The 21,566-nt window shown below is 70.1% G+C and carries 18 protein-coding genes; 7 read left to right on the top strand and 11 right to left on the bottom strand.

Annotated elements, in window-relative coordinates; genetic code table 11:
- The first annotated feature begins 125 nt into the window (after window positions 1–125).
- The 7 genes from BJQ94_RS14165 to BJQ94_RS14135 all read left to right on the top strand — a co-directional run bounded on the left by BJQ94_RS14165 (window position 126) and on the right by BJQ94_RS14135 (window position 10,221).
- Entirely contained in the window at window positions 126–2,189 is a 2,064-nt protein-coding gene (locus BJQ94_RS14165) for a beta-galactosidase (RefSeq protein WP_265398275.1), read from the top strand.
- Window positions 2,186–3,136, top strand: coding sequence for a sugar ABC transporter permease (locus BJQ94_RS14160; protein WP_265398274.1), 951 nt, complete (start codon window positions 2,186–2,188; stop codon window positions 3,134–3,136). Before BJQ94_RS14165 ends, BJQ94_RS14160 begins: the two co-directional genes overlap by 4 nt.
- Complete coding sequence (locus BJQ94_RS14155) at window positions 3,133–4,047, top strand: carbohydrate ABC transporter permease (protein WP_265398273.1); 915 nt, start codon at window positions 3,133–3,135, stop codon at window positions 4,045–4,047. Before BJQ94_RS14160 ends, BJQ94_RS14155 begins: the two co-directional genes overlap by 4 nt.
- Window positions 4,048–4,144: 97 nt before the next feature.
- On the top strand, window positions 4,145–5,476 hold the full coding sequence (locus tag BJQ94_RS14150; protein ID WP_265398272.1) for a sugar ABC transporter substrate-binding protein: 1,332 nt from the start codon (window positions 4,145–4,147) through the stop codon (window positions 5,474–5,476).
- A gap of 275 nt (window positions 5,477–5,751) precedes the next feature.
- Complete coding sequence (locus tag BJQ94_RS14145; RefSeq protein WP_265398271.1) at window positions 5,752–7,911, top strand: alpha-galactosidase; 2,160 nt, start codon at window positions 5,752–5,754, stop codon at window positions 7,909–7,911.
- 555 nt (window positions 7,912–8,466) lie between these two features.
- Window positions 8,467–9,660 carry an NmrA family NAD(P)-binding protein gene (locus BJQ94_RS14140; RefSeq protein WP_265398853.1) on the top strand — a complete coding sequence of 398 codons (1,194 nt, stop codon included), beginning with the start codon at window positions 8,467–8,469 and terminating at the stop codon, window positions 9,658–9,660.
- Window positions 9,661–9,831: 171 nt separating this feature from the next.
- The gene (locus BJQ94_RS14135) at window positions 9,832–10,221 is read left to right on the top strand and encodes a hypothetical protein (RefSeq protein ID WP_265398852.1); all 390 of its coding nucleotides are present in this window, start codon (window positions 9,832–9,834) and stop codon (window positions 10,219–10,221) included.
- A gap of 19 nt (window positions 10,222–10,240) precedes the next feature.
- Here BJQ94_RS14135 and BJQ94_RS14130 read toward each other — a convergent pair whose 3' ends face one another.
- The 11 genes from BJQ94_RS14130 to BJQ94_RS14080 form a co-directional block, all read right to left on the bottom strand.
- A complete protein-coding gene (locus tag BJQ94_RS14130; RefSeq protein WP_265398851.1) occupies window positions 10,241–10,831 on the bottom strand; it encodes a PepSY domain-containing protein in 591 nt (196 codons plus the stop codon).
- Window positions 10,832–10,955: 124 nt separating this feature from the next.
- Window positions 10,956–12,284 (bottom strand): ATP-binding protein, encoded by a 1,329-nt coding sequence (locus BJQ94_RS14125; protein ID WP_265398850.1) that lies wholly within the window; start codon window positions 12,282–12,284, stop codon window positions 10,956–10,958.
- Window positions 12,277–12,954, bottom strand: coding sequence for a response regulator transcription factor (locus BJQ94_RS14120; RefSeq protein WP_265398849.1), 678 nt, complete (start codon window positions 12,952–12,954; stop codon window positions 12,277–12,279). Before BJQ94_RS14120 ends, BJQ94_RS14125 begins: the two co-directional genes overlap by 8 nt.
- Before the next feature lie 220 nt (window positions 12,955–13,174).
- Window positions 13,175–14,485, bottom strand: coding sequence for an MFS transporter (locus BJQ94_RS14115; RefSeq protein ID WP_265398848.1), 1,311 nt, complete (start codon window positions 14,483–14,485; stop codon window positions 13,175–13,177).
- Window positions 14,482–15,849 (bottom strand): NtaA/DmoA family FMN-dependent monooxygenase, encoded by a 1,368-nt coding sequence (locus BJQ94_RS14110; RefSeq protein WP_265398847.1) that lies wholly within the window; start codon window positions 15,847–15,849, stop codon window positions 14,482–14,484. The genes BJQ94_RS14115 and BJQ94_RS14110 overlap by 4 nt, the downstream gene beginning before the upstream one ends.
- Complete coding sequence (locus BJQ94_RS14105) at window positions 15,846–16,526, bottom strand: cysteine hydrolase (protein WP_265398846.1); 681 nt, start codon at window positions 16,524–16,526, stop codon at window positions 15,846–15,848. Before BJQ94_RS14105 ends, BJQ94_RS14110 begins: the two co-directional genes overlap by 4 nt.
- On the bottom strand, window positions 16,523–17,605 hold the full coding sequence (locus BJQ94_RS14100; RefSeq protein ID WP_265398845.1) for an LLM class flavin-dependent oxidoreductase: 1,083 nt from the start codon (window positions 17,603–17,605) through the stop codon (window positions 16,523–16,525). The genes BJQ94_RS14105 and BJQ94_RS14100 overlap by 4 nt, the downstream gene beginning before the upstream one ends.
- A gap of 124 nt (window positions 17,606–17,729) precedes the next feature.
- The gene (locus tag BJQ94_RS14095; RefSeq protein WP_265398844.1) at window positions 17,730–18,830 is read right to left on the bottom strand and encodes an ABC transporter substrate-binding protein; all 1,101 of its coding nucleotides are present in this window, start codon (window positions 18,828–18,830) and stop codon (window positions 17,730–17,732) included.
- A gap of 135 nt (window positions 18,831–18,965) precedes the next feature.
- Window positions 18,966–19,838, bottom strand: a complete 873-nt coding sequence (locus BJQ94_RS14090; RefSeq protein WP_265399042.1) for an ABC transporter permease — start codon at window positions 19,836–19,838, stop codon at window positions 18,966–18,968.
- Entirely contained in the window at window positions 19,835–20,722 is an 888-nt protein-coding gene (locus tag BJQ94_RS14085; protein ID WP_275875503.1) for an ABC transporter ATP-binding protein, read from the bottom strand. Before BJQ94_RS14085 ends, BJQ94_RS14090 begins: the two co-directional genes overlap by 4 nt.
- 3 nt (window positions 20,723–20,725) lie before the next feature.
- On the bottom strand, window positions 20,726–21,244 hold the full coding sequence (locus tag BJQ94_RS14080; RefSeq protein ID WP_265399040.1) for a flavin reductase family protein: 519 nt from the start codon (window positions 21,242–21,244) through the stop codon (window positions 20,726–20,728).
- Window positions 21,245–21,566 lie beyond the last annotated feature (322 nt).

Raw genomic sequence — 21,566 nt, 5'->3', positions numbered from 1 at the left:
GGTCGGCTCGCTTGACACGGGGGCCGCGCTGTACTTACTCTGTGTACGTTCACAGACACTCAATGAGGAGTCATTTGCTCCCCGACCTGTGCACGTTCACAGAACGCAGATCGAAGCAGGAGCAGATGAATTCGCCAGTAGCCACCCCGGCCGTGACGCACCAGGTCACCCCGGCGACCCCGTTCGTGCAGAACGGCATCGCCTACGGCTGCGACTACAACCCGGAGCAGTGGGGTCCAGAGGTCTGGGCCGAAGACGTACTGCTCATGCAGCAGGCCGGCGTCGACCTCGTCGCGATCAACATCTTCGGCTGGTCCGCGCTGGAGCCGGCCCCGGGGGAGTACGACTTCACCCTGCTCGACACCATCGTCGACCTCCTGCACGCGCACGGCATCCGGGTGAACCTGGGCACCGGCACCTCCTCGCCGCCGCCGTGGCTGACCACGCTGCACCCCGAAATCCTGCCCGAGACCGAAGACGGCACCACCCGCTACTCCGGCGGCCGCCAGGCCTGGTGCCCGAGCTCGCCGGTGTTCCGCGACCACGCCCTGCGCCTGGTGGAGCAGGTCGCGATCCGTTACGGCGCCCACCCGGCCGTGGCACTCTGGCACGTCTCCAACGAACTCGGCTGCCACAACGCGCTCTGCTACGACGACGACACCGCCGCCGCGTTCCGGGTCTGGCTCGAAACCAAATACGGCAGCATCACCGCCCTCAACGCCTCCTGGGGAACCACCTTCTGGAGCCAGCGCTACACCGCCTGGGCCGAGGTGCACACCCCCAGGCTCACCCTCTCCAGCCGCAACCCCGGCCAGGTGCTCGACTTCCACCGGTTCAGCTCCGACGAACTGCTCGGCTACTACAAGGCCGAAGAGGCCGTCATCCGCCAGCACAGCAGCCTGCCGGTCACGACGAACTTCATGGTCGCCGCGCACATCCGCAACCTCGACTACTGGCGCTGGGCATCCGCGGTCGACGTGGTCGCCAACGACCACTACCTCGACCACCGCCTCGCCGACCCCACCACCGAGCTGGCCTTCGCGGCCGACCTCACCCGGGGACTTGCCGGCGGCGACGCCTGGCTGCTGATGGAGCAGTCCACCAGCGCCGTGAACTGGCAGCCGCTGAACCTGGCCAAGGCGCCGGGGGAGATGACCCGCAACTCGCTGGCCCACGTGGCCCGCGGCGCCGAGGCGATCTGCTTCTTCCAGTGGCGCGCCTCGCTGCAGGGCTCGGAGAAATTCCACTCCGCACTCGTGCCGCACGCCGGCACCGACACCGTGCTCTGGCGCGAGGTGGTTCAGCTCGGTGCCACCCTCGACCGGCTCGACGAGATCATCGGCACGCGCGTGGTGGCGGATGCCGCCATCCTGTTCAGCTGGGAGGCCTGGTGGGCCGGCGACGGCGAATCCCGGCCGTCCCAGTCGGTGAAATACCTCGAGCAGGTGCACGCCGCCTACACCGCGCTGCACCGCCTCGGCGTCACCGTCGACATCGTCTCCCCGGATGCCGACCTCAGCGGCTACCGCCTCGTGGTGGTGCCCGCGCTGTACCTGGTCACCGACGCCCAGGCCGACAACCTCGCCGGCTTCGTCGCCGACGGCGGCCACGCCCTCGTCACCTTCTACAGCGGCATCGTCGACGAAGACGACAGGGTGCGCCTCGGCGGTTACCCGGGCGCGTTCCGCGACCTGCTCGGCGTGCGCGTCGAGGAGTTCGTGCCGCTGGCGCCGGGCACCACCGTGGGCCTGCACGCCCCGATCGGCCTGGCCGCCGGCGCCACCGGAACCCTGTGGTCCGAACGCCTGCACCTGGCCGGCGCCGAGGCCGTCGCGCACTACACCGACGGCGCCCTGCCCGGCGTGCCCGCGCTCACCCGCAACCGGCACGGCGCCGGCACCGCCTGGTACCTGGCCACCGCGCCCTCCGCCGACACCTACCGCGACCTGCTCCGCACCATCGCCGGGCAGGCCCGCGTCACCGCGGTCGGCCCGGAGGGCGACGGCCTCGTCGAGGTCATCCGCCGCGCCGCCCCCGACCGTGCCTACCGCTTCATCATCAACCACGGCGACACCGACGTGGAGGTGAGCGGGTCCGGTCTCGAGCTCGTCACCGACACCGTCATCGCCCGCACCCTGCGCGTACCGGCCGGTGCCGTACGCGTTCTCAGAGAGGACACCGCATCATGAGCGCACCAGCCCTTCCGGCCGCGGATGCCCGGAGCGCGGCTCCCCGCAGCCCGGCATCCGGCCAGGCCCGACCCCGCAAGATCAAGGTCGCGCACCCCCGGGCGATCGCGATCTTCATCGTGCCGTTCGCCATCCTGTTCACCCTGTTCTACCTGGTGCCGATCGGCTACGCGATCTACCAGTCGCTGCTCGTCGTGGAGCGCGACGGCACCTTCGGCAAGGCCACCGAGGTGTTCGGCGGTCTCACCCAGTACCTCCTGGTGTTCCAGAACGGCCCGTTCTGGGCAGCCATCGGCCGGGTGCTCGCCTTCGGCGTGGTGCAGGTGCCGGTCATGCTCGGCCTGGCGCTGCTGTTCGCGCTGCTGCTGGATAGCCCGCTGCTCCGCGGTAAGCGCTTCTTCAGGCTCGCGTTCTTCGTGCCGTACGCGGTGCCCGGCGTCATCGCCGCGATCATGTGGGGCTTCCTCTACTCGCCCAACCTGTCGCCGTTCACCGCCATCACCGGCAACATCAGCTTCCTCTCCGCAGACCTGGTGCTCTGGGCCATCGCGAACGTCGTCACCTGGGTCTACGTGGGCTACAACATGCTCATCATCTACTCGGCACTGCTGGCCATCCCCACCGAGATCTACGAGGCCGCCCGCCTCGACGGCGCCGGCCAGCTGCGCATCGCCTGGTCGATCAAGATCCCGCTGATCATGCCCGCGATCGTGCTCACCGGCATCTTCTCCATCATCGGCACCCTGCAGCTGCTCGCCGAGCCGCAGGTGTTCCGCTCCTTCAGCTCCGCCGTGACCAGCACGTTCACGCCGAACCTGATGGTCTACTCCACCTCCTCGATCCCCAACGTGAACCTCGCCGCCGCGTTCAGCGTGGTGCTGGCCCTGGCCACCTTCGTGCTGTCGTTCTCGTTCCTCAAGTTCACCCAGCGGAAGGAAGGCAAATGAGCGCCCTCACCGAGACGCCCACCGTCGCCCGCCCGTCGAAGCGGCTGAAGAACACCCCGACCCCGAAGGTCGCCAAGGAGAGCCCGCTCTCCAGGGTCGGCGCGATGACCGTGATGCTCGTCTTCACGCTCTACTTCCTCATCCCGATCTGGTGGCTGTTCATCGCCGGCACCAAGAGCAGCGCACAGTTCACCAGCACCAACCCGCTCTGGTTCGCCGACTTCAACCTGTTCGCCAACATCGGCAACCTGGTCGCCTACCGTGACGGCGTCTTCCTCAAGTGGATGCTCAACAGCGCGCTGTACGCCGGCGCCGGCGCCCTGCTTGCCACCCTGTTCGCCGGTATGGCCGGCTACGCCCTGGCCAAGTACCGCTTCCCCGGCCGGGAACTGCTGTTCAACATCGTGCTCGGCGGGGTGCTCGTGCCCGCCACCGCACTGGCGCTGCCGCTGTTCCTGATCTTCAGCCAGGTCAGCCTCACCAACACCTTCTGGGCCGTGTTCCTGCCCAGCCTGGTGAGCCCGTTCGGTGTCTACCTCACCCGCATCTTCGCCTCGGCGAGCGTGCCCGACGAACTGATCGAAGCCGCCCGCCTGGACGGCGCCGGCGAGGTGCGCACCTTCTTCACCGTTTCGGTGAAGCTGATGTTCCCCGCCCTGGTCACGGTGTTCCTCTTCCAGTTCGTGGCCATCTGGAACAACTTCTTCCTGCCGCTGATCATGCTGCGCGACGAGACCCTCTTCCCCGTCACCCTCGGCCTGTACGCCTGGAACTCCCAGGTGAACCAGATCCCCGAGCTGCGCGGCTACGTGCTCATCGGCGCGCTGCTGTCGATCATCCCGCTGATCATCCTGTTCCTGCTGCTGCAGCGCTTCTGGCGCAACGGCCTCGGCGCCGGCAGCGTCAAATAACCTCCCTCAACTTCCTGACCGTTCGACCAGCCTTACCCGCACCATCCGCACCACCTTGCACCACTCCTTTTCAGCGAAAACCCAACAAAGGAAAACAATGCGAATCACCAAGAGAGCGGCCACCGTTGCCCTGCTCACCGCAGCCACGGTTGCCCTGACCGGCTGCTCCGCCGCCGGCACGAGCACCGACAGCGCCGACGCTGCCGACTGTGCACCCGCCGAGGGCAAGGTCGACCTGACCTTCACCTCCTGGATCCCCGGCATCGAAGACGTCGTCGCGGTCTGGAACGAGGCCAACCCCGACATCCAGGTGGCCGTGCAGACCGGCCCGAACGGCAACGGCGGCACCTACGCCAACTTCTTCAACCAGCTCGAAGCCGGCAATGCGCCCGACCTCGGCCAGATCGAGTACGACGCACTGCCCAACTTCCGCGTGCAGGACGGCCTGGTCAACCTGGCCTCCTGCGCCGGTGTGATGGAAGCCAAGGACGACTTCGTCGACTGGACCTGGGGCCAGGTCAGCTTCAACGAGGACGACGCCGTCTACGCGATCCCGCAGGACTCCGGCCCCATGGCCATGTTCTACCGCGCCGACCTCTTCGCGGCCAACAACATCGCGATCCCCACCACGTGGGAGGAATACGCCACCGCCGCCGAGCAGGTGCGGGCCACTGGCGCGTACATCACCAACTTCTCGCAGGGTGACATCAACCAGTTCGCCGGACTCGTCTGGCAGGCCGGCGGCACCTGGTTCGGCAACGACGGCGACAACTGGAACGTCGACCTCACCGGCGACGAGTCCATCAAGGTGGCCGACTTCTGGCAGGACCTGATCGACCGTGACCTGGTCTCGACCGTTCCGGCCTGGACCACCGAGTGGGACAACGCCTACAACACCGGTGCAGCCTGGACCTGGAACTCCGCAGCCTGGGGTGCCAACTCCATCGCCAGCGGCGCGCCCGACACGGCCGGCAAGTGGGCCGTGGCTGAGTCCCCGCAGTGGGAAGCCGGCGACGCGGCCAGCGGCAACTGGGGTGGCTCGTCCACCGCAGTGTTCACCGGCTCCGAGCACCCGTACGAAGCAGCCCAGTTCGCCCTGTGGCTGAACAGCTCGAGCGAGTCGCTCACCATGCTCAACGAGGCAGCCAACCTGTACCCGGCCGCCAAGGCCGGCCTCGAACTGCCCGTGCTCAAGGAAGGCGTGGAGTTCTACGGCAACCAGCCGATCTACGACGTCTTCGCGAAGGCATCCAGCGAGGTCTCGGCTGACTTCGTCTGGGGTCCGACCATGACCCAGACGTACAACGACGTCTCCGACGGCTTCAAGGCCGCAGTGAGCGGCGACGGCACCCTCGCGGATGCCCTCACCACCGGTCAGAGCGCCACGATCGACGCCCTCAAGGCACAGTCCATTCCCGTCGCGGAGTAGACCGGGGCCCTTGGCCTCACGGCTGATCGGCCTCACGGCTGATCGGCTGAACCACCCGTACCGCCCGTCGCCTCGCGCGCCGGGCGGTACGGTCGTGCGGGCATCCGGAACCTGGACCGGCCCGTTTCTGCTAGTTGGGGACCCTCCCGCACTCGCAAATTCGGGCCACCCCAGTTGTTGCTGGATGTGGGTGGCCCACTTTTACTAGTGGGTGGGCCTCCCGGACTAGCAGTTTTGGGCAAGTCAACTTTGTGTTTGTGGAAGAAAGCAGTGTCATGATTCACCACCTCCGTGCCGCGGGCACCAGCCTGATTCTCGACGCCACCGGCAGCGGCACCCCGGTGATCGTGCACTGGGGTGCCGACCTCGGCGCGTTGACCCCTGCTGACCTGGATGCGTTGGCCGCCGCGAGCGTGCCGCCCGTCGGACCCAGCTCCATCGACGTGCCGCTGCGGCTCAGCCTGCTGCCCGCCCTCGCCGAGGGCTGGAGCGGACGTCCCGCCCTGGGTGGTTTCCGCGTCGGCGCCACGGCTGGATCGCGCGTTGGATTGCCCGACGGCTCGCCCGCTCCGTCCGGCACCCTCGACCCAGCGCTGACCCTGGTGGCGGTGCACAAGCGCGGCGACAACACGCTCGCCATCGAGCTGGCGGATGCGCATGCATCCGTGACGGTGACGACCGACCTCGAACTCACCGTGCAGGGGGTGCTGCGGCTGCGGCACACCGTGACCAACACCGCGTCCGAAGCCGGGGCCGGCACTCTCGAACTGGCCGGACTCGACGCGATCCTGCCGGTGCCAGACCGGGCGGCGGAGATCCTCGACTTCACCGGACTGTGGAGCCACGAACGCCGCCCGCAGCGCAGCACGCTCGGTCAGGGCGCCTGGAGCCGCGAGTCCCGGCACGGCCGGCCCGGCCACGACGACTCCTACCTCACCGTCGCCGGCACCGCCGGGTTCGGTTTCCGCAGCGGCGAGGTCTGGGCGGTGCACCTGGCCCACAGCGGCGACAAGCGGGTCTGGGCCGAGCGCAGCGCGCTCGGCTACGCCGTGGTGGGTGCGGGGGAGCTGCTCGCGCCCGGCGAGCTGAGCCTGGCCGCCGGCGCGAGTTACACGACTCCGTGGACCGTGGCCGTGTACTCGGCCGCGGGCCTGGACGGGCTCAGCGCCCGGCTGCACCCGTGGATCCGCTCGTGGTCCACGATCACCGGCCCGCGCAAGGTGCTGCTGAACACCTGGGAGGCCGTGTATTTCGACCACGACCTGCCCACCCTGAGCCGGCTCGTCGACGCCGCCGCGCAGGTCGGTGTGGAGCGGTTCGTGCTCGACGACGGCTGGTTCTCCGGCCGCACCGACGACCAGCGGGCTCTCGGCGACTGGTTCGTCGACACCGCCAAATGGCCGCAGGGCCTGCACCCGCTGATCGAGCGGGTGCACGCGGCGGGCCTCGACTTCGGGCTCTGGGTGGAACCGGAGATGGTCAACCCCGACTCCGATCTGGCCCGGGCGCACCCGGACTGGCTGCTCGGCTCGGCATCCGCCCCCACCTGGCGCGGCCAGCGGGTGCTCGACCTGGCCAACCCGGATGCGTTCGCCTGGCTGCTCGAGCGGCTCACGGCGCTGCTGGCCGAGTACCCCATCGCGTACCTCAAGTGGGACCACAACCGCGACCTGCTCGGCGGCTCCGTGCACCGGCAGACCGCCGCGCTGTACCGGCTGATCGACGCCGTGCGCGCCGCACAGCCCGGGCTCGAGATCGAGTCCTGCGCGTCGGGCGGCGGCCGGATCGACCTCGGCATCCTTGAGCGGGTGGACCGGGTCTGGACCAGCGACACCAACGACCCGCTGGAGCGGCAGCAGATCCAGCGCTACACGAGCGTGCTGGTGCCGCCGGAGTACCTCGGCGGCCACCTCGGCGCCGCCACCGCTCACACCACCTGGCGCACCTCGGCCCTCGGCTTCCGGTTGGCGACGGCGCTGTTCGGCAGTGCCGGCATCGAGTGGGACCTCACCCGGGCATCCGCCGCCGAGCTCGACCAGATCGCGGCCTGGATCGCCATCTATAAGGAGCGCAGGGCGCTGCTGCACGCCGGCGTCATCGTGCACGCCGATGCCTCCGACCCGGCGCTCGAGCTGCACGGCGTGGTGGCCACGGATGGCGCCTCCGCCGTATTCGCGCAGGTCGCGCTGGCCGCTCCGCGCACCGCGCTGCCCGCACCGATCCGGTTCCCCGGCCTGGACCGGGCCCGGCGCTACCGGGTGCGCCCGCTGCTGGTGGGGCCGGCGCCGCAGACCATGCAGACCGTGCCGCCGGCCTGGCTGGCCGCCGGCGCGGACGAGCTGGTGCTTTCCGGCGCCGTGCTCGCCGACGTGGGCCTGCCGGCCCCGCTGCTGACGCCCGAGCAGGCCGCCCTGTTCACTCTCGACGCGGTCTGACCGCGCGGCTGTCGCTCATCCGTTGCCCTCGCGCGAGAGCGGGAATGTGGTTGCTTCGGGGGTGCTGAGGTCGCCGCACGGCCGCTTTCCCGGGATGGGGTCCTCGCGAGAGCGGGGTTGGGGTTGCTTCGGGGGTGCTGAGGTCGCCGCATGGCCGCTTTCGCGGGATGGGGTTGTGAGAGGGGGTCCGGGGACGGGGCCTTCTGTGGGGCTTTCGCGAGAGCGGGGTTGGGATTGCTTCTGGGGTGCTGAGGTAGCCGCACGGCCGCTTTCGCCAGATGAGGTCCTCGCGAGAGCGGGGTCGGGGTTGGTTCGGGGGTGCTGAGGTCGCCGCGCGGCCGCTTTCGCGGGATGGGGTTGTGAGAGGGGGTCCGGGGACGGGACCTTCAGTGGTGCTTTCGCGAGAGCGGGGTTGGGGTTGCTTCGGGGGTGCTGAGGTCGCCGCGCGGCCGCTTTCGCGAGACGGGGGTTTCGCGAGAGCGGGGTGGGGTTACTTCGGGGTGGCGAGGGCGCCACAGGGCCGCTTTGGCGGGGCGGGGAGACTAACGTAAGGGGATGACCGAGCAGAGCCCGCCGCCCCGACGCCCCGCGCCGAGGGCCGGGGTCCTGGTCACCGGGGCATCCGGAACTGTGGGGCGGGCCGTGGTGGACGCCCTCGCCGCGGCAGGCGAAACCGTCGTCGCCGGGATGCGGGACCCGCGCGCCTGGATCGCCGAGGGCGCCCGGCGCGCCAGCGGCACCGCGACCGGCCAGCAGCCCGGCGGACCCGGCAGCGCTCGTCCGGGCGCCGGTCACGGCACCGGCCAGCAGCCCGGCGGCCCTGGCAGCGCCCGACCCGGCACCACCCCCGTCGGCGGGAAGCCGCTGCGGGCGCCCAACCAGAAACCGTACCGCAACCCGGCGCATAAGCCGGGCAGCCTGCCCGCCACCTCGGCGCCCCACCGCACGGTGGGCCGACCCGCCGCGGCCGGGCCGGGCCGGGCCGGGGGCGCCTCCGCTGCCGGTCACGCCGTCGACGGCAGCGGCACCACCGTGCGCGCCTTCGACTTCGCCGACCGCGGCACCTGGGCCCGCGCCCTCGCCGGCGTCGACAGGGTCTTCCTGACCCTGCCGCCCACCGTCGGCGACGTGGGCCGCACCCTCATCCCCTTCATCGACCAGGCGATGGAGGAGAGCGGTGTGCGCCAGATCGTGTTCCTGTCGGCGCCGGGAGCACGGTTCGACAACCGGTCTCCGCATCACCTGGTGGAGCAGTACCTCAAGCGCACCCGCACGCCGTACACGATCCTGCGGCCGAACGTGATCATGCAGACCCTGTCGACCCGGTATCGCGACGACATCCGACTGCGTGACGAGATCGTGTTGCCCGCGGCCAATGCCAAGGCCGCGTTCGTGGACGCAAACGACGTGGGCCGGGCCGCCGCGCGGGTGCTCACGGCACCCGGTCACCTGCGCAAGGTGTATTTCCTCGCGGGGGAGCAGGCCGTCGGCTTCGCGCAGGTCGCCCAGCTGCTCACCGAGGTGCTCGGCCGGCCCGTGCGCTACACCGCCACCACCGAGGCCGAGTACCGGGAACTGGCCGCGAAACAGGGGGCGACGCCGCCCGATATCGCCGCGCAGACCGCCTGGTACCGGGCGATGCGGCGGCGTCTCGTCGGGTTCCCGAACCGCAGCATCCGCCGGCTCGCCGACCGGCCGGCCACGACCCTGCGCGACTTCGTCGAGGAGCATCGGCAGACGTGGCTGTGACCCGCGGCACCGCCCCGGATGCGGGCCCCCGAATTGGGGGCGGTCACGCGCCGTGGCGCCGTGGCGCGGATTGGTACCGTCGATCCTGAGGGTCGCCGATCCTGTTAGGTGAACGCTGAACGGGACGGATCACTCCATGCCACTCGCTCTGACCTCGGCGGCCGTCCGCCGGTGATCGCCCTCCCCGCCGTCATCCTGCTCTGCGCGATCCTGCCGTTCGTGCTCTCGTTCGTCGCGGATACGGTGTTGCTGGTGCTGCAGCGCGGCCGGGCGGCCCTGCCGGCCCTGATCGCCGCGGTGGCCGCGGCCGTGGCCGTCGCCGTCACGGGAGCCCTGCTGGTGCTGCTCAACCTGGCGGCACTCGAGGCGGATGCCGCGGCGGCCGCCCGACTCGTTGTCATCGGCCGCGGACTGCTGCTGGTGTGTGTTCCGCTGGCCGTGGCCGCCACGTTCGTGCGTCTGTGGGTGAGCCGGCTGCGGGCCTGCGCCGCGGGGCGGGCGCCCCAGGGTGACGCGGCCGAGTTCGCCGGCACCCGCTGGGGCGGCGGCGACCCGGCCTGACCGGCTGCGGTGCGGATTGCTAGGCCGCGGGCACGCCGTCGACCTTGAGCACCGCGAAGCTCGCGTCGAGCTCGACGTCGATGTCCTGGCCGTTTTCGAGGGTCACCTCGACCTCGTAGGCGTGGTCGAAGTCGTCGCTGCGCTCGACCTCGGTGACGGTGCCCACTGAGCCGGCGGGCACGGCCGCAAGGGCCGCGGCGGATGCGGCCGAGCGGTCGGTCTCGGTGAGGGCGGCCAGGCCGGAGGAATCGTCGGCGCCGGTGGTGTCGTCACCGGTGCCGGTGCTTGGCACCGAGGTGGCGGCATCCGTGGGCAGGCCGTCGACCCAGAGCACGCCGAACGAGTCGTCCAGGGCCACGTCCACATCGGTGCCGTCGGCGAGGGTCACCTCCACCTCGTAGGCGTGGGCGTCGGTGTCGTCGCCGGCCTCGGAGCCGGTGACGGTGCCGCTGCCGACGGCGTCAAGGGCGGCCGTGCTGGCCTTGTCGAGGGTGTTGCCGGTGAGCGGGCCGTCGGTGTCGAACGGGTCGGCGATAGCCAGGCCGGCGCCGCCCACGACGAGAACGGCGGCGACGGCTGCGCCGGTGATCCAGATGGTCTTCTTCTTCACGATATGTCCCTTGTTCGAGCGGTGCCACGGATGCCGTGGCCGATGACCCCACTGTGCCAAGGCGCCGCTGAAGCCAGGCTGAAGCCCGCTGAACGCCGCTTCAGAAAACTCTGGTCGGGCCGGGTCAGTCCGCGGATGCGGGCAGCCGCACCTCGAAGCGGGCACCGCCCAGCGCGCTGTCGACGACCCGCACGGTGCCGCCGTGCGCCTGCATGCTCTCCCGCACGATCGCCAGTCCCAGGCCGGTGCCGCCGGATGCCCGGGCGCGGGACTCATCCAGCCGCACGAACCGTTCGAAGACCCGGTCGCGCTCACCGGGCGGCACCCCGTGGCCGTCGTCCTCCACGACCAGCACCGCCTGCCCGTCGACCACGCTCAGCGCCAGGCTCACCCGCTCTGAGGCATGCTGGGCGGCGTTGTCGACCAGGTTGCGCACCACCTGGCCGAGCAGATTCTGATCGCCGCGCACCCGGGCCGGCCCCACCCCGGTGCTGTCGATGCTGAGGGCCATCGTGTCCCGCAACCGGCGGGCCTCGGCGAGCATCAGGTCATCCAGGTCCACGTCCGTTCCCGAGCTGGTGATCGAGCTTTCGGTCACCCGCGCCAGCAGCAGCATGCCCGCCACGAGGCGCTCCAGCCGGTCGACCTCGTCGAGCACCGCCTCGGACAGGTCGTCGAGGGTGACCCGGTCGGGATGCGCCTGAGCCACCTCGGCATACTGACGAAGGGACGCGAGCGGGGAGCGCAACTCGTGCGAAGCATCCGACACGAACTGCCGTTGAGCGTGCTGGGAGCGTTCGATCCGGTCGAGCATGCCGTTCATGGTGTGCGCCAGCCTGCCGATCTCGTCCGCGCGACCGGGGTCGGCAATGCGGCGGTCGAGGTTGGTCGCGGTGACGGCGTCCACCTCGCGGCGCATCCGTTCAACCGGCGCCAGGGCCCGGCCCACCACGATCCAGGTGAGCAGCGCCACGATGCCGGTGAGCAGCGGCACGGCCCCGGCCAGCAGCACGCTCACCGCGGCGACGGCCTCGTCGGTGTTCTCCACCGAGCGCCCGGCCACGATGGTGGTGTCGTTCTGGTCGTCTGCCAGGACGAGATAGTCGGTGTCTTCGCCGGGCACCCGGATGATCTGGGCGTCGCCGCCGTCTGGAACGCTGAGCAGCCGGCCGTCGAGGGCGTCGCTGCCGGCGACGAGGGCGCCCGAGGCATCGGTGATCTGGAAGAGCATGTCATCGTCTTCGGCGTCGAGACCGGCCACGCCCGTGCCGGAGTCGAGGTCGGTCTCGATCTGCTCGAGGTCGCGTTCGACGGCCGTGCCCACCTCGTCGAGCAGCACGCCGCGAAGTACGAGAACGAAGACCAGGGCGCCCACGATCAGGGTGACCGCCACGATCGCGGTGGACACCAGGGTGATCCGGCCGCGAATCGACCGGGTGCGCCGCTCAGCCACCGTTGGCCGCCAGTCGGTAGCCGGCACCGCGGAGGGTCTCGATCGCGGCCCGGTCGAACGGCCGGTCCACCTTGTTGCGCAGGTGCCGCACGTATACCTCCACGATGTTCGGGTCGCCCTCGAAGTCGAAATCCCAGACGTTGTCGAGCACGTCGCGCTTGCTCACCACGGTGCCGCGGTTGCGCATCAGGTACTCGAGCACCGAGAACTCGCGGGCGGTGACGTCGACGGATGCGTCGCCCCGGCTGACCGTGCGAGTGGCGGGGTCCAGGTGCAGGTCGCCGGCCCGCAGCACGGTGGGCCGGGCACTGGTGCCGCGGCGGATGAGGGCCCGCATCCGCGCGAGCAGCACGGCGGAGGAAAACGGCTTGGTGAGGTAGTCGTCGGCGCCGGTGTCGAGCGCCTCGATCTGGTCCCACTCGCCGTCCTTGGCCGTGAGCATGAGGATCGGGGTCCAGTTCTCCTCGGCCCGCAGGGTCTCGCAGACCCGGTAGCCGCTGAGGCCGGGCAGCATGATGTCGAGCAGGATGACCGCGTACTCATTCTCGCGGGCCAGCCAGAGGCCGTCCGGCCCGGTGCCGGCAATGTCGACCGCGAAGCCCTCGGCTTCGAGCCCGCGTTTCAGCCCCGTCGCCAGCCGCACTTCGTCTTCCACCACCAGGACTCGCATCCGGCCCCCTCGTCAGCTGATCGGCCGCACGGCCACCGCAGCCAGTCTGGCGTCTGCCCCTGAAGGCAAGCTGAAACTGCTGTGATCAGCCCGAACGTCGTGCGCAGGCGGCGGCTGCGGGGAGGCTTCAGTTCGGAACTTCGCAGTGTTAGTGGCGGCCAGGACCGTGCTTTATGCCGAAATGAGTGAGCGGATGCCGGCGCACCGATGGGTTCAGGGCTCAGGCGCCGCGGCGCAGCAGCAGTCGAGCGAGGGTGAGGTTGGCCAGCAGGAGCAGGGCCACGATCACGAGGATCGCCGGCCAGAGGCCGCTCGCGTCGTAGACCGCCAGCGCCACCAGCGGCCCGGCGACGGCGCCGAGGTCGCCGGCGGTGCGGGTGATGCCCACCACCAGGCCGCTCTGCCGGGCGGGCACGGCCTCGCTCATGAGCACGGTGGGCACGATGCCCGCCACGCTCGTGGCCAGGCCGTAGAGCACGATCGCCAGGGCGAACAGCCACGGGCCGTTCGCGACGGGAAAGATCAGCAGCGCGGCCGCTGAGGCGAGCACGCCCGGCACGAGCACGGCGAGCCGGCGGCCGCGGTCGATGAGCGAGCCCACCACGGGCAGCGCGGCCAGGGAAAGCAGGGTCGCCGCGGCCAGCGCCAGTCCGAGGGTGAGCGGGGTGAGGCCGCCAGTGTCATATGCCGCTACCGGCACGAGTCCCTGCTCGCCGCCGAACCGGGCGAAGAAGGTGGCGAACGAGCTGAGAGCCAGCGCAATCACGATAGCGACGACGCCCACACCCGCGTAGTGGGGTGCCGTCGGGCTCGATTCGGATGCGGCGGCCAGCGGGGTCTCGACAAGCTCGACCAGCGGATGGGGCTCGACCGGCGCGTGGGACGCATCCGGCGTCGTCGCGGCACGGCCGCGGGGGAGCCAGTAGTGCGCGGCGGGGCGCAGGGCGTCCCAGGCGAGCACCAGGGCGAGGGGCACACTGGCGACCAGGAACACCACCTCGAGCGGGAACCAGGTGAGCACCAGGCCGCCGAGGAAGGAGCCGGCCGCGCCAGCGGACATCTGCACGGCGGTGACGGTGGCCATCACCCGGCCGCGCCGGGCGGGTGGCGCGCCGGAGACCAGGATCGCGAAGCCGATCGTGATCGCGGCGCCGCCGAGCACCCCGGCGACCACCCGGGCGGCGATCAACGAGTTGGCATCCGCGGCGAGCCCGGTGAGGCCGGTGACGACCACAAGCAGCAGGCTCACCGCCCAGAGGTACGGCCGCGGCTTCCACCAGCGCAGCAGGATGCCGGCCGGGATGTTGGCGAGCACCCGGCCGAAGCCGAACGCGGCGATGATCGGGCCGAGCACGAGCGCGGTGGCGCCGAACCTGTCGACGTAGAGCGGCAGCGCGGGCACGATCGTGCCCCAGGTCATCTGGGTGGCGCCGATCAGGCAGCAAAGCAGCAGGGTCTGCTCGCCGAGCGACGCGCCCCGGCGGCCGACCGGGGCGGATGCGGCATCCACCCCGGTCACGCGGACGCTCACGACGCGAGGTTCTCGCGCAGCGTCGCGCCGGGGTACGCCGGGCCCATAGTGCCGCGGCGGCGGAGCTCCGGCACGAGCAGTTCGATGATGTCGTTGTACGACGCCGGCATGCTCAGCGGGTTGCCGATCATGTAGCCGCCGCGGGAGCCGGTGGCCGCGAAGTTCTCCTCGAGCTGGTCGGCGAGCTGCGCCGCGGTGCCGCTGAGGGTGTGGTTGTAGCCCACGGCGTGCTCCCAGCCGCGCTCGAAGAACTCGGTGCGGGAGAGCGAGTGGTCGGCGCCGAGCTCCTGCACCAGTTGCCCCACGAACCCGGACGGTGACGCGTGCCCGGCCACGATCTCGGCCTGCAGCTCACCGAGCACGATGGTGTCGCTCGCGCCGGTGAACACCGTGGAGAAGTCGTAGCCGGAGTTGTAGGAGAGGTACGCGCCCACGGCTTCGTCGCCCCAGTACTCGAGCATTTCCGCCTTGCGGGCGGCGGCCTCGTCACTGGTGCGGCCGATCACCATCTGGGTGGCCCAGAGGATGCCGACGTCGGCGGGGTTGCGGCCGTTGGCGGCCAGCTCCACGTCGAGCAGCGACCGGTGCCGCTGCTGGCTGGCCAGGCTGCCGCCGAAACCGAAGATGAGGTCGGCGAACTTGGCGCTCGTGGCGATGCCCTGCGGCGAGTTGCCGGCCTGCACGAGCACCGGATGCCCCTGCGGGCTGGGCACGCTGGTGAGCGGCCCGCGCACGTCGAAGAAGTCGCCGTGGTGGTCGATGGCGTGCACCTTCTTCGGGTCGGCGAACCGGCCGGTCTCCCGGTCCATCACGATGGCGTCCGGCTCCACCGAGTCCCAGAGCTGCTGGCACACCGAAATGAACTCCTCCATGCGCTCGTACCGCTTGCCGTGTTCGAGGAGTTCGTCGAAGCCGTAGTTGGCCGCATCCGCCCGCCGGGTCGACGCCACCACGTTGAACGCGATGCGCCCGCTCGTGACATGGTCGAGCGAGTTGAGCAGCCGGGCCACATAGAACGGATGCATGAACGTGGAGGAATAGGTCAGTCCGAAGCCGACGTTCTGCGTGACGGCGCTCATCGCGGCGATGAACGGGCTCATGTCGTGCCGGGGCCACTGCACGCCCCACTCGACGGCGGCGTCGGGGGAGCCGCGCCAGGTGTCGGGCAGGCCGGTGCCGTCGCCGAAGAAGAGCATGTCGATGCCGCCGCGCTCGGCGGTGATCGCCAGTTCCTGGAACATCTTCACGTCGGGGAAGGTGCGGCCGGTCCAGGAGCCGGGCCGGGCCCAGCGGCCCTCTGTGTGCGTGAATGACAGGTCGAACGCGAGGTGCAGGTGGCTCGGGTCCCGGTCGGCGGCGGTCATGCCGACACCGCTGAGGCGGTCGTGACGGATGCGCGGCTCGCGACCGGGAAGAATCCGGCCAGTTCATCGCTGGTCACCACGTGCGCCGTGGTGAGCGCGAGGATCTCGAGGGCGTTCTCGTGCACCCGCACGTCGTACGCGGCGGTGCCGTCCCGGGGGATCAGCACCGGGTAGTCCAGCTGGAACGCGTCGGTGGCGGTCGCGGCGATGCAGCACTCGGTGGTGAGGCCGGCCACGGCCACCCACACCACGCCCAGGCCCTGCAGCCGGCTGTGCAGCTCGGTGTCGAGGAAACCGCTGTAGTGCCGTTTCTGCACCCGGAGCTCGCCGGCGGCCGGAAGCACGCCGTACCAGTCGGCGCCGGGGGTGCCGATCACGCAGGGTTCGGTGTCGTCCATCGGTTCGTCGAAGCCGCGGCCGCGCAGCCAGTTGCTGGCACCCCAGAGCCGGTCGGGGTCCGAGGCCAGTTCGATCCAGACCACGGGAACCCCGGCGGCGCGGGCGCGCTCGACCAGGCCGGCCATGGTGCGGATGGCCGCGGCGATCGACGCCTCCGCGGCGGAGTCGAGGCCATAGTCGGAGAGGTAGCCGAGGTCGGCAAAGGAGCGCTGCACGTCGACGACAAGCAGGGCGCCGGCGCGGTTGTCGAGGCCGGCGAAGGGGCTGTCGGTGCTCATGAGGTGACCAGTCCGCTCGTCTGGCGGGCGGCATCCTGGGCGCGCAGGGTGGGCAGCACGGCCTCGCCGAACCTGGGCAGATCGGCGTGGTAATCGGGGAAGATCAGCATCAGGCCGTCGAGTTCGGCGCCCTCGACGACGGTGTTGATGTGGTTGAGCACGGTGTCGGGGGAGCCGACCACGTAGGGGGTCTGGAAGGCGTCCTGGCCGGTGGCGGACTGGGTCCAGGAGGTGGCGCGGTCGCGCGGCATGCCCCAGGAGACCCGCATGTTGGCCAGGGCCTCCACGTCGACGCCGGCGCCGATCACGTCGACGCGTCGCTGGGCGGCCGCATCCGTGTCGCCCATCACCACGGTGAGCATGGCGTAGGTCTTCACGGAACGATTGAGCGCGGCGGCCTGGTCGTGCACGTCGCGGGAGGAGTCGCGCAGCTCTTCCATGGTGTCGCCGGAGAGGAACGCGCCGTCGCAGAGTTCGGCCTGGAATTTGCGTCCGCGCGGCGACCGGCCGGCGCTGATCAGGGTGGGCTGCACGCGCGGGTGCGGGCGGGAGACGCAGTCGGTGAGGGTGAAGGTGTCGCTCTGCATGGTCACGGAGTCCTCGGTCCAGAGCCGGGTGACGGCGCGGGTCCAGTCCTCCACCATCTGGTAGCGGGCCTCCTTCGACATATCGGCGTCCCAAAGGCCCATCTGCTCGAACTCGTCGGCATAGGAGCCGGAGACGATGTTCATGCCGGCGCGGCCGTTGGAGATCTGGTCGAGAGTGACGAACATCTTCGCGGCGATGGCGGGGCTGTGGATGTTGGCGTGCACGGTGGCCCAGATCTTCACCTTCTCGGTGGCTTCGGCCAGGCCCGCCATCATGGTCATCGACTCGAGGGTGTTGCCCCAGTGGTCGGTGGAGCCACCGAAGCCGCGCCATTTGGCCATCGACATGACGAAGTCGAGGCCGGCCTGCTCGGCGAGCACCGCGGTGGTCTTGTTGTACTCGTAGCTGCCGTCGGGATGCGGCGCGGTGGTGGATACCAACCAGCCGCCGTTGCCGATCGGGAGGAAGACGCCGTACTCGCGTGCTGACATGGGGAGACTCTTTCTGCTGTGCGGAGGGCTGTGACGGAGTCGAAAACGAGGCGGAAACGAGCCGGGAAGGTGGGGAGGGGTGAAGCCGGGGCACCCGCAGTGGGCGCCCCGGCGACGGGCTGGGTTACGGTGCCGGCCAGATCAGGGTGGTGCCGTCGTAGATCGCCTCGACGAAGCTGTTGTCGAAGTAGGCGGTGGGGTCGGCGGGGGCCTTGGCGATCTGCTCGCTGTCCACGAGGAACTCGGATTCGGCGGTGACGTTGTCGAAGTCGATCAGGCCGATCGGGGCATCCGCCGGCTGGTTGTCGGTGACGATGTCGTACTCGGTGGTCCAGACCTTGAGGTTGTGCGCGGCGTCGTAGCCCTCGCCGGAGAGGTCGGACGCGAAGGCGACGCACTCTTCGCCGTTGTCGCCGCAGTAGTCGAAGGCGTGCTGGCTGGCGCGCAGGAAGTCCTCGACGGCGGTGGGGTTGTCAGCGGCGAACTCGTTGTTCACGGCCAGGCTGCCCAGCGACCCGGCCACGCCGAAGTCGTAGGGGCGCCACACGGTGACGTCTTCGCCGGCGGCCTCGAGCAGGTTGGGCTCGTTGGAGATGAAGCCGGTGAGCGAGTCGACCTGGCCGCGCGGCAGGATGGTGGGGTCGTAACCCACGACGACCTGCTGGATGCTGGAGAGGTCAGCGCCGGCGTTGGTGAGCATGGCGCCCACGGCGGGCGGCAGGTTGCCCTTCTGGCCGAGGATGGTGCCGTCCAGCTGCGTGAGGTCGGTCACGTCGGTGCCGGTCATCAGGATTTCCAGGCCCACGTTGGAGTAGGTGGCGATGCCGGTGACGTCGATGCCGTTGTCCTGCGCGGTGATCAGGTTCTGCTCGTCGACGCTGGTGATCGTGACGGTGCCGGCCGCGAGCAGCTGGGCGTTCTGGCTGGTGTCGCCGGTGCCGGGCTGGATGTCGACGTCGAGGCAGAGGGCGTCGAAGTAGCCCAGCTCGTCGGCGGCGATGATGTTGAGGATCGACACCGACGCCTGGTACTGGTACCCGGTGAGGAAGTTGATCGTGCCGGCGGCCTTGTTGAGCTCGCAGCGGTCGGCGGAGATGGCGCTGGCTGCACCAGCGGTGTCGGTGGAGGGGGTATCGCTGTCGGCCGTGGAGCTGCAGGCGGCGAGGCTGAGGGCGAGGGCGGCGATGGCGACGGTGGCCAGCTTGTGGACAGGGCGGGTGGGCATAGCGGTCTCCTGGTGCGGTGGGGGAAGAGGCGACGGGAAATGCAGGGCTGTGAAACGAGTGGTGCGAGTGATGCGGGTGATGCGGGTGATGCGGGTCGTGCGGGGAGGTGATGCGGCGGGAAAGGTGGGGGAGGGTCAGCTCTTGGCGCCCTGGCGGGACTCGTGCCAGTGCAGCACGCGGTCTTCGATGGCGGTGATGATGAGCAGCAGCAGCGAGCCCATGATCGCGAGGCAGAAGATGGCGGCGTAGACCACGGCGAGGCGGTTGTTCGACGACGCGACGCTGATCACGGTGCCGAGTCCGTCGGCGGCGCCCGGGGCGGAGAGCTCCGCGACGACGGCGCCGATGATGGAGAGCGGGAACACCACGCGCAGGGCGGTGAAGAGGTAGGGCAGGGCGCTGGGCATCCGCACGTGCCAGAGCATCTCGAGGCGTGAGGCATGAAGGGTGGTGAAGACCTGCAGCACCGCCGGCGACACCGAGCGGAGGCCGGTGGCGACGTTGATGAGAATGGGAAAGAAGCAGATCAGCGCCGTGACGATGAGCTTGGGCTCCGGGCCGAAACCGAACGCCACGACCAGCGCGGGGGCGATGGCCACGAGCGGGGTGACGCTGAGCACCACGGCGACGGGCATGATGGCCCGGCGCGCGATGGGCAGTTCGGAGACCAGCACCGCGAGGATGAACGAGGCGACGAACCCGATCGCCAGGCCCACGAGCGCCACGGCCAGGGTGGCCCAGGCGTTGGTGAGGTAGAAGCCGGGGTTGGCGGCCAGCGCCTCACCCACGGCGGCGAGCGGCGGCAGTAGGTAGGGGCTGTCCCTGGCGGTGATGCTCCAGAGGATGCCGAGCCCCACCAGCAGCACCGCGAGCGGCAGCCAGTAGGCGGGGCGCAGGAAACCGAGCCGTTTGGGCAGGCCGGAGCGGGTGGTCTTCACCGGCAGCGCCGTGGGTTCGGTCACGGAGGTCTCCTGAAGGGTGGCGGGCTCGGGGGCGATGACGGTCACTGGGCGGCTCCTGCCGGGCTGGGGATGCTGGTGGACCCGGTGATCGGGTTCTCCTGCCAGGCGGTCTGCAGGTGGTCGCGGATGAGGTCTTCGAAGTGGTGGAACTCGGCGCTCTTGAGCATCGCCTGGCTGCGCGGGCGCGGCAGGGTGATGTCCACGGAGGCCGTGATGCGGCCGGGGCGGGCCGACATCACGAGCACCTTGTCGGAGAGCCGCACCGCCTCGGAGACGGAGTGGGTAACGAAGACCACGGTGGTCTTGTTCTCGTCCCAGATGTCGAGCAGCTGCTCCTGGATGGACTCGCGGGTGAACTCGTCGAGCGCTGAGAACGGCTCGTCCATGAGCAGCACGTCCGGCTGCACGCCGAACGCCCGCACGATCGCGGCGCGCTGCTGCATGCCGCCGCTGAGCTGGGCGGGCAGTTTGTGCACGGCATCCGTGAGCCCGGCCTTGCCCAGCAGGTCGAGCATGTCGGGGGCGGGGCGGGCGAGGTGGCCGTGGATGCGGCTGCGCAGTTTGTCGGCGCGGCGGTTGACCTTGGCGGGCATGCTCACGTTGCCGAGCACGTCGAGCCAGGGCAGCAGGGCGGGCGCCTGCGGCACCAGGCCGATCATCTTCGCGGCGCAGGCGCGTTCGGGAGTGACCCCGAAGACCTCGGCGGTGCCGGCGTCGGCGTCTTCGAGGCCGGCGATGAGGCGCAGCAGGGTGGATTTGCCGCATCCGGACGGGCCGATGATGCTCACGAACTGGCCGCGCTTGATGTCGACGTCGACGTTGCTGAGCGCCACGTGCTGACCGTTGCCGGAGCCGTAGATCTTGACGGCGCCGCGGATCGAAATCGAGTCTGCGGTGCTCGCGGTGGGGGTGGGGGCGGTGAGGGTCATGGGTCAGACCAGCTTCCTGAACTCGCGGTTCTGGTAGACGAGCGGGGGGAGCTCGGTGCGGATGACCTCGTCGACGTGCACGATGATCATGAGATGGTCGCCGACGGTCCAGCGTTCGTGCACCTGGCCGAGGAGCGAGGCCTGGGCGCCGGTGACGACGGGAACGCGGTCGTAGTCGCCGTGCAGGGTGACGGCGGAGAACTTGTCGATGCCCTTGGTGGCGAAGTGGCGTGCCACGTCGCCCTGGTCGGCGCCGAGGATGTTGACGGCCACGTGGTCGGTGCGGGCGAATGCCGGGTAGCTCTCGGCGGTCTCGGCCAGGAACACGGCCACCAGCGGCGGAGTCACCGAGACGCTGGTGAAGCTGTTGGCGGTGAAGCCGTAGGCGACGCCGTTCACGTTCGTGGTGACGAGGGTGACCGAGGTGGCCATGCCGGCCAGTGCCCGGCGCAGTTCGGCGGGGTCGAAGGCGGCGGATGCGTCGGCCGCGGGTTCACCGGAACGGGGGTCAGTCTTCTGCACGCTAGCCTCCAAGGCGCAATACGAGTGGTCTAAAGGAGGAGAGCGAGCGGGTGAAGTGATCAGCTGGCTGTAGCAGTCAGTGGCAAATGGCCCGCGGAGGTCCGTTGGGTTTCACAGTAGGACGCGCAGATTTCGCGAAAGTCAGTCTCCTGTTTCGCGCAGGTAAACTCCCGCCGGCGCTCGCCGCACTGCCTGCGGGTCGCGCCCCTCCCGCTGGTCGAGCGTGTCGAGACCCCCGCGACGTGCCTGCGGGTCGCGCCCATCCCGCTGGTCGAGCTCGTCGAGACCCCCGCGACGCGGTCGTTAAACGTAAGCATGGTCG

Origin of the sequence: Cryobacterium sp. SO2, assembly GCF_026151165.2 — a bacterium.
Classification (GTDB): Bacteria; Actinomycetota; Actinomycetes; order Actinomycetales; family Microbacteriaceae; genus Cryobacterium.
This window is presented reverse-complemented; position numbering and strand designations above follow the sequence as displayed.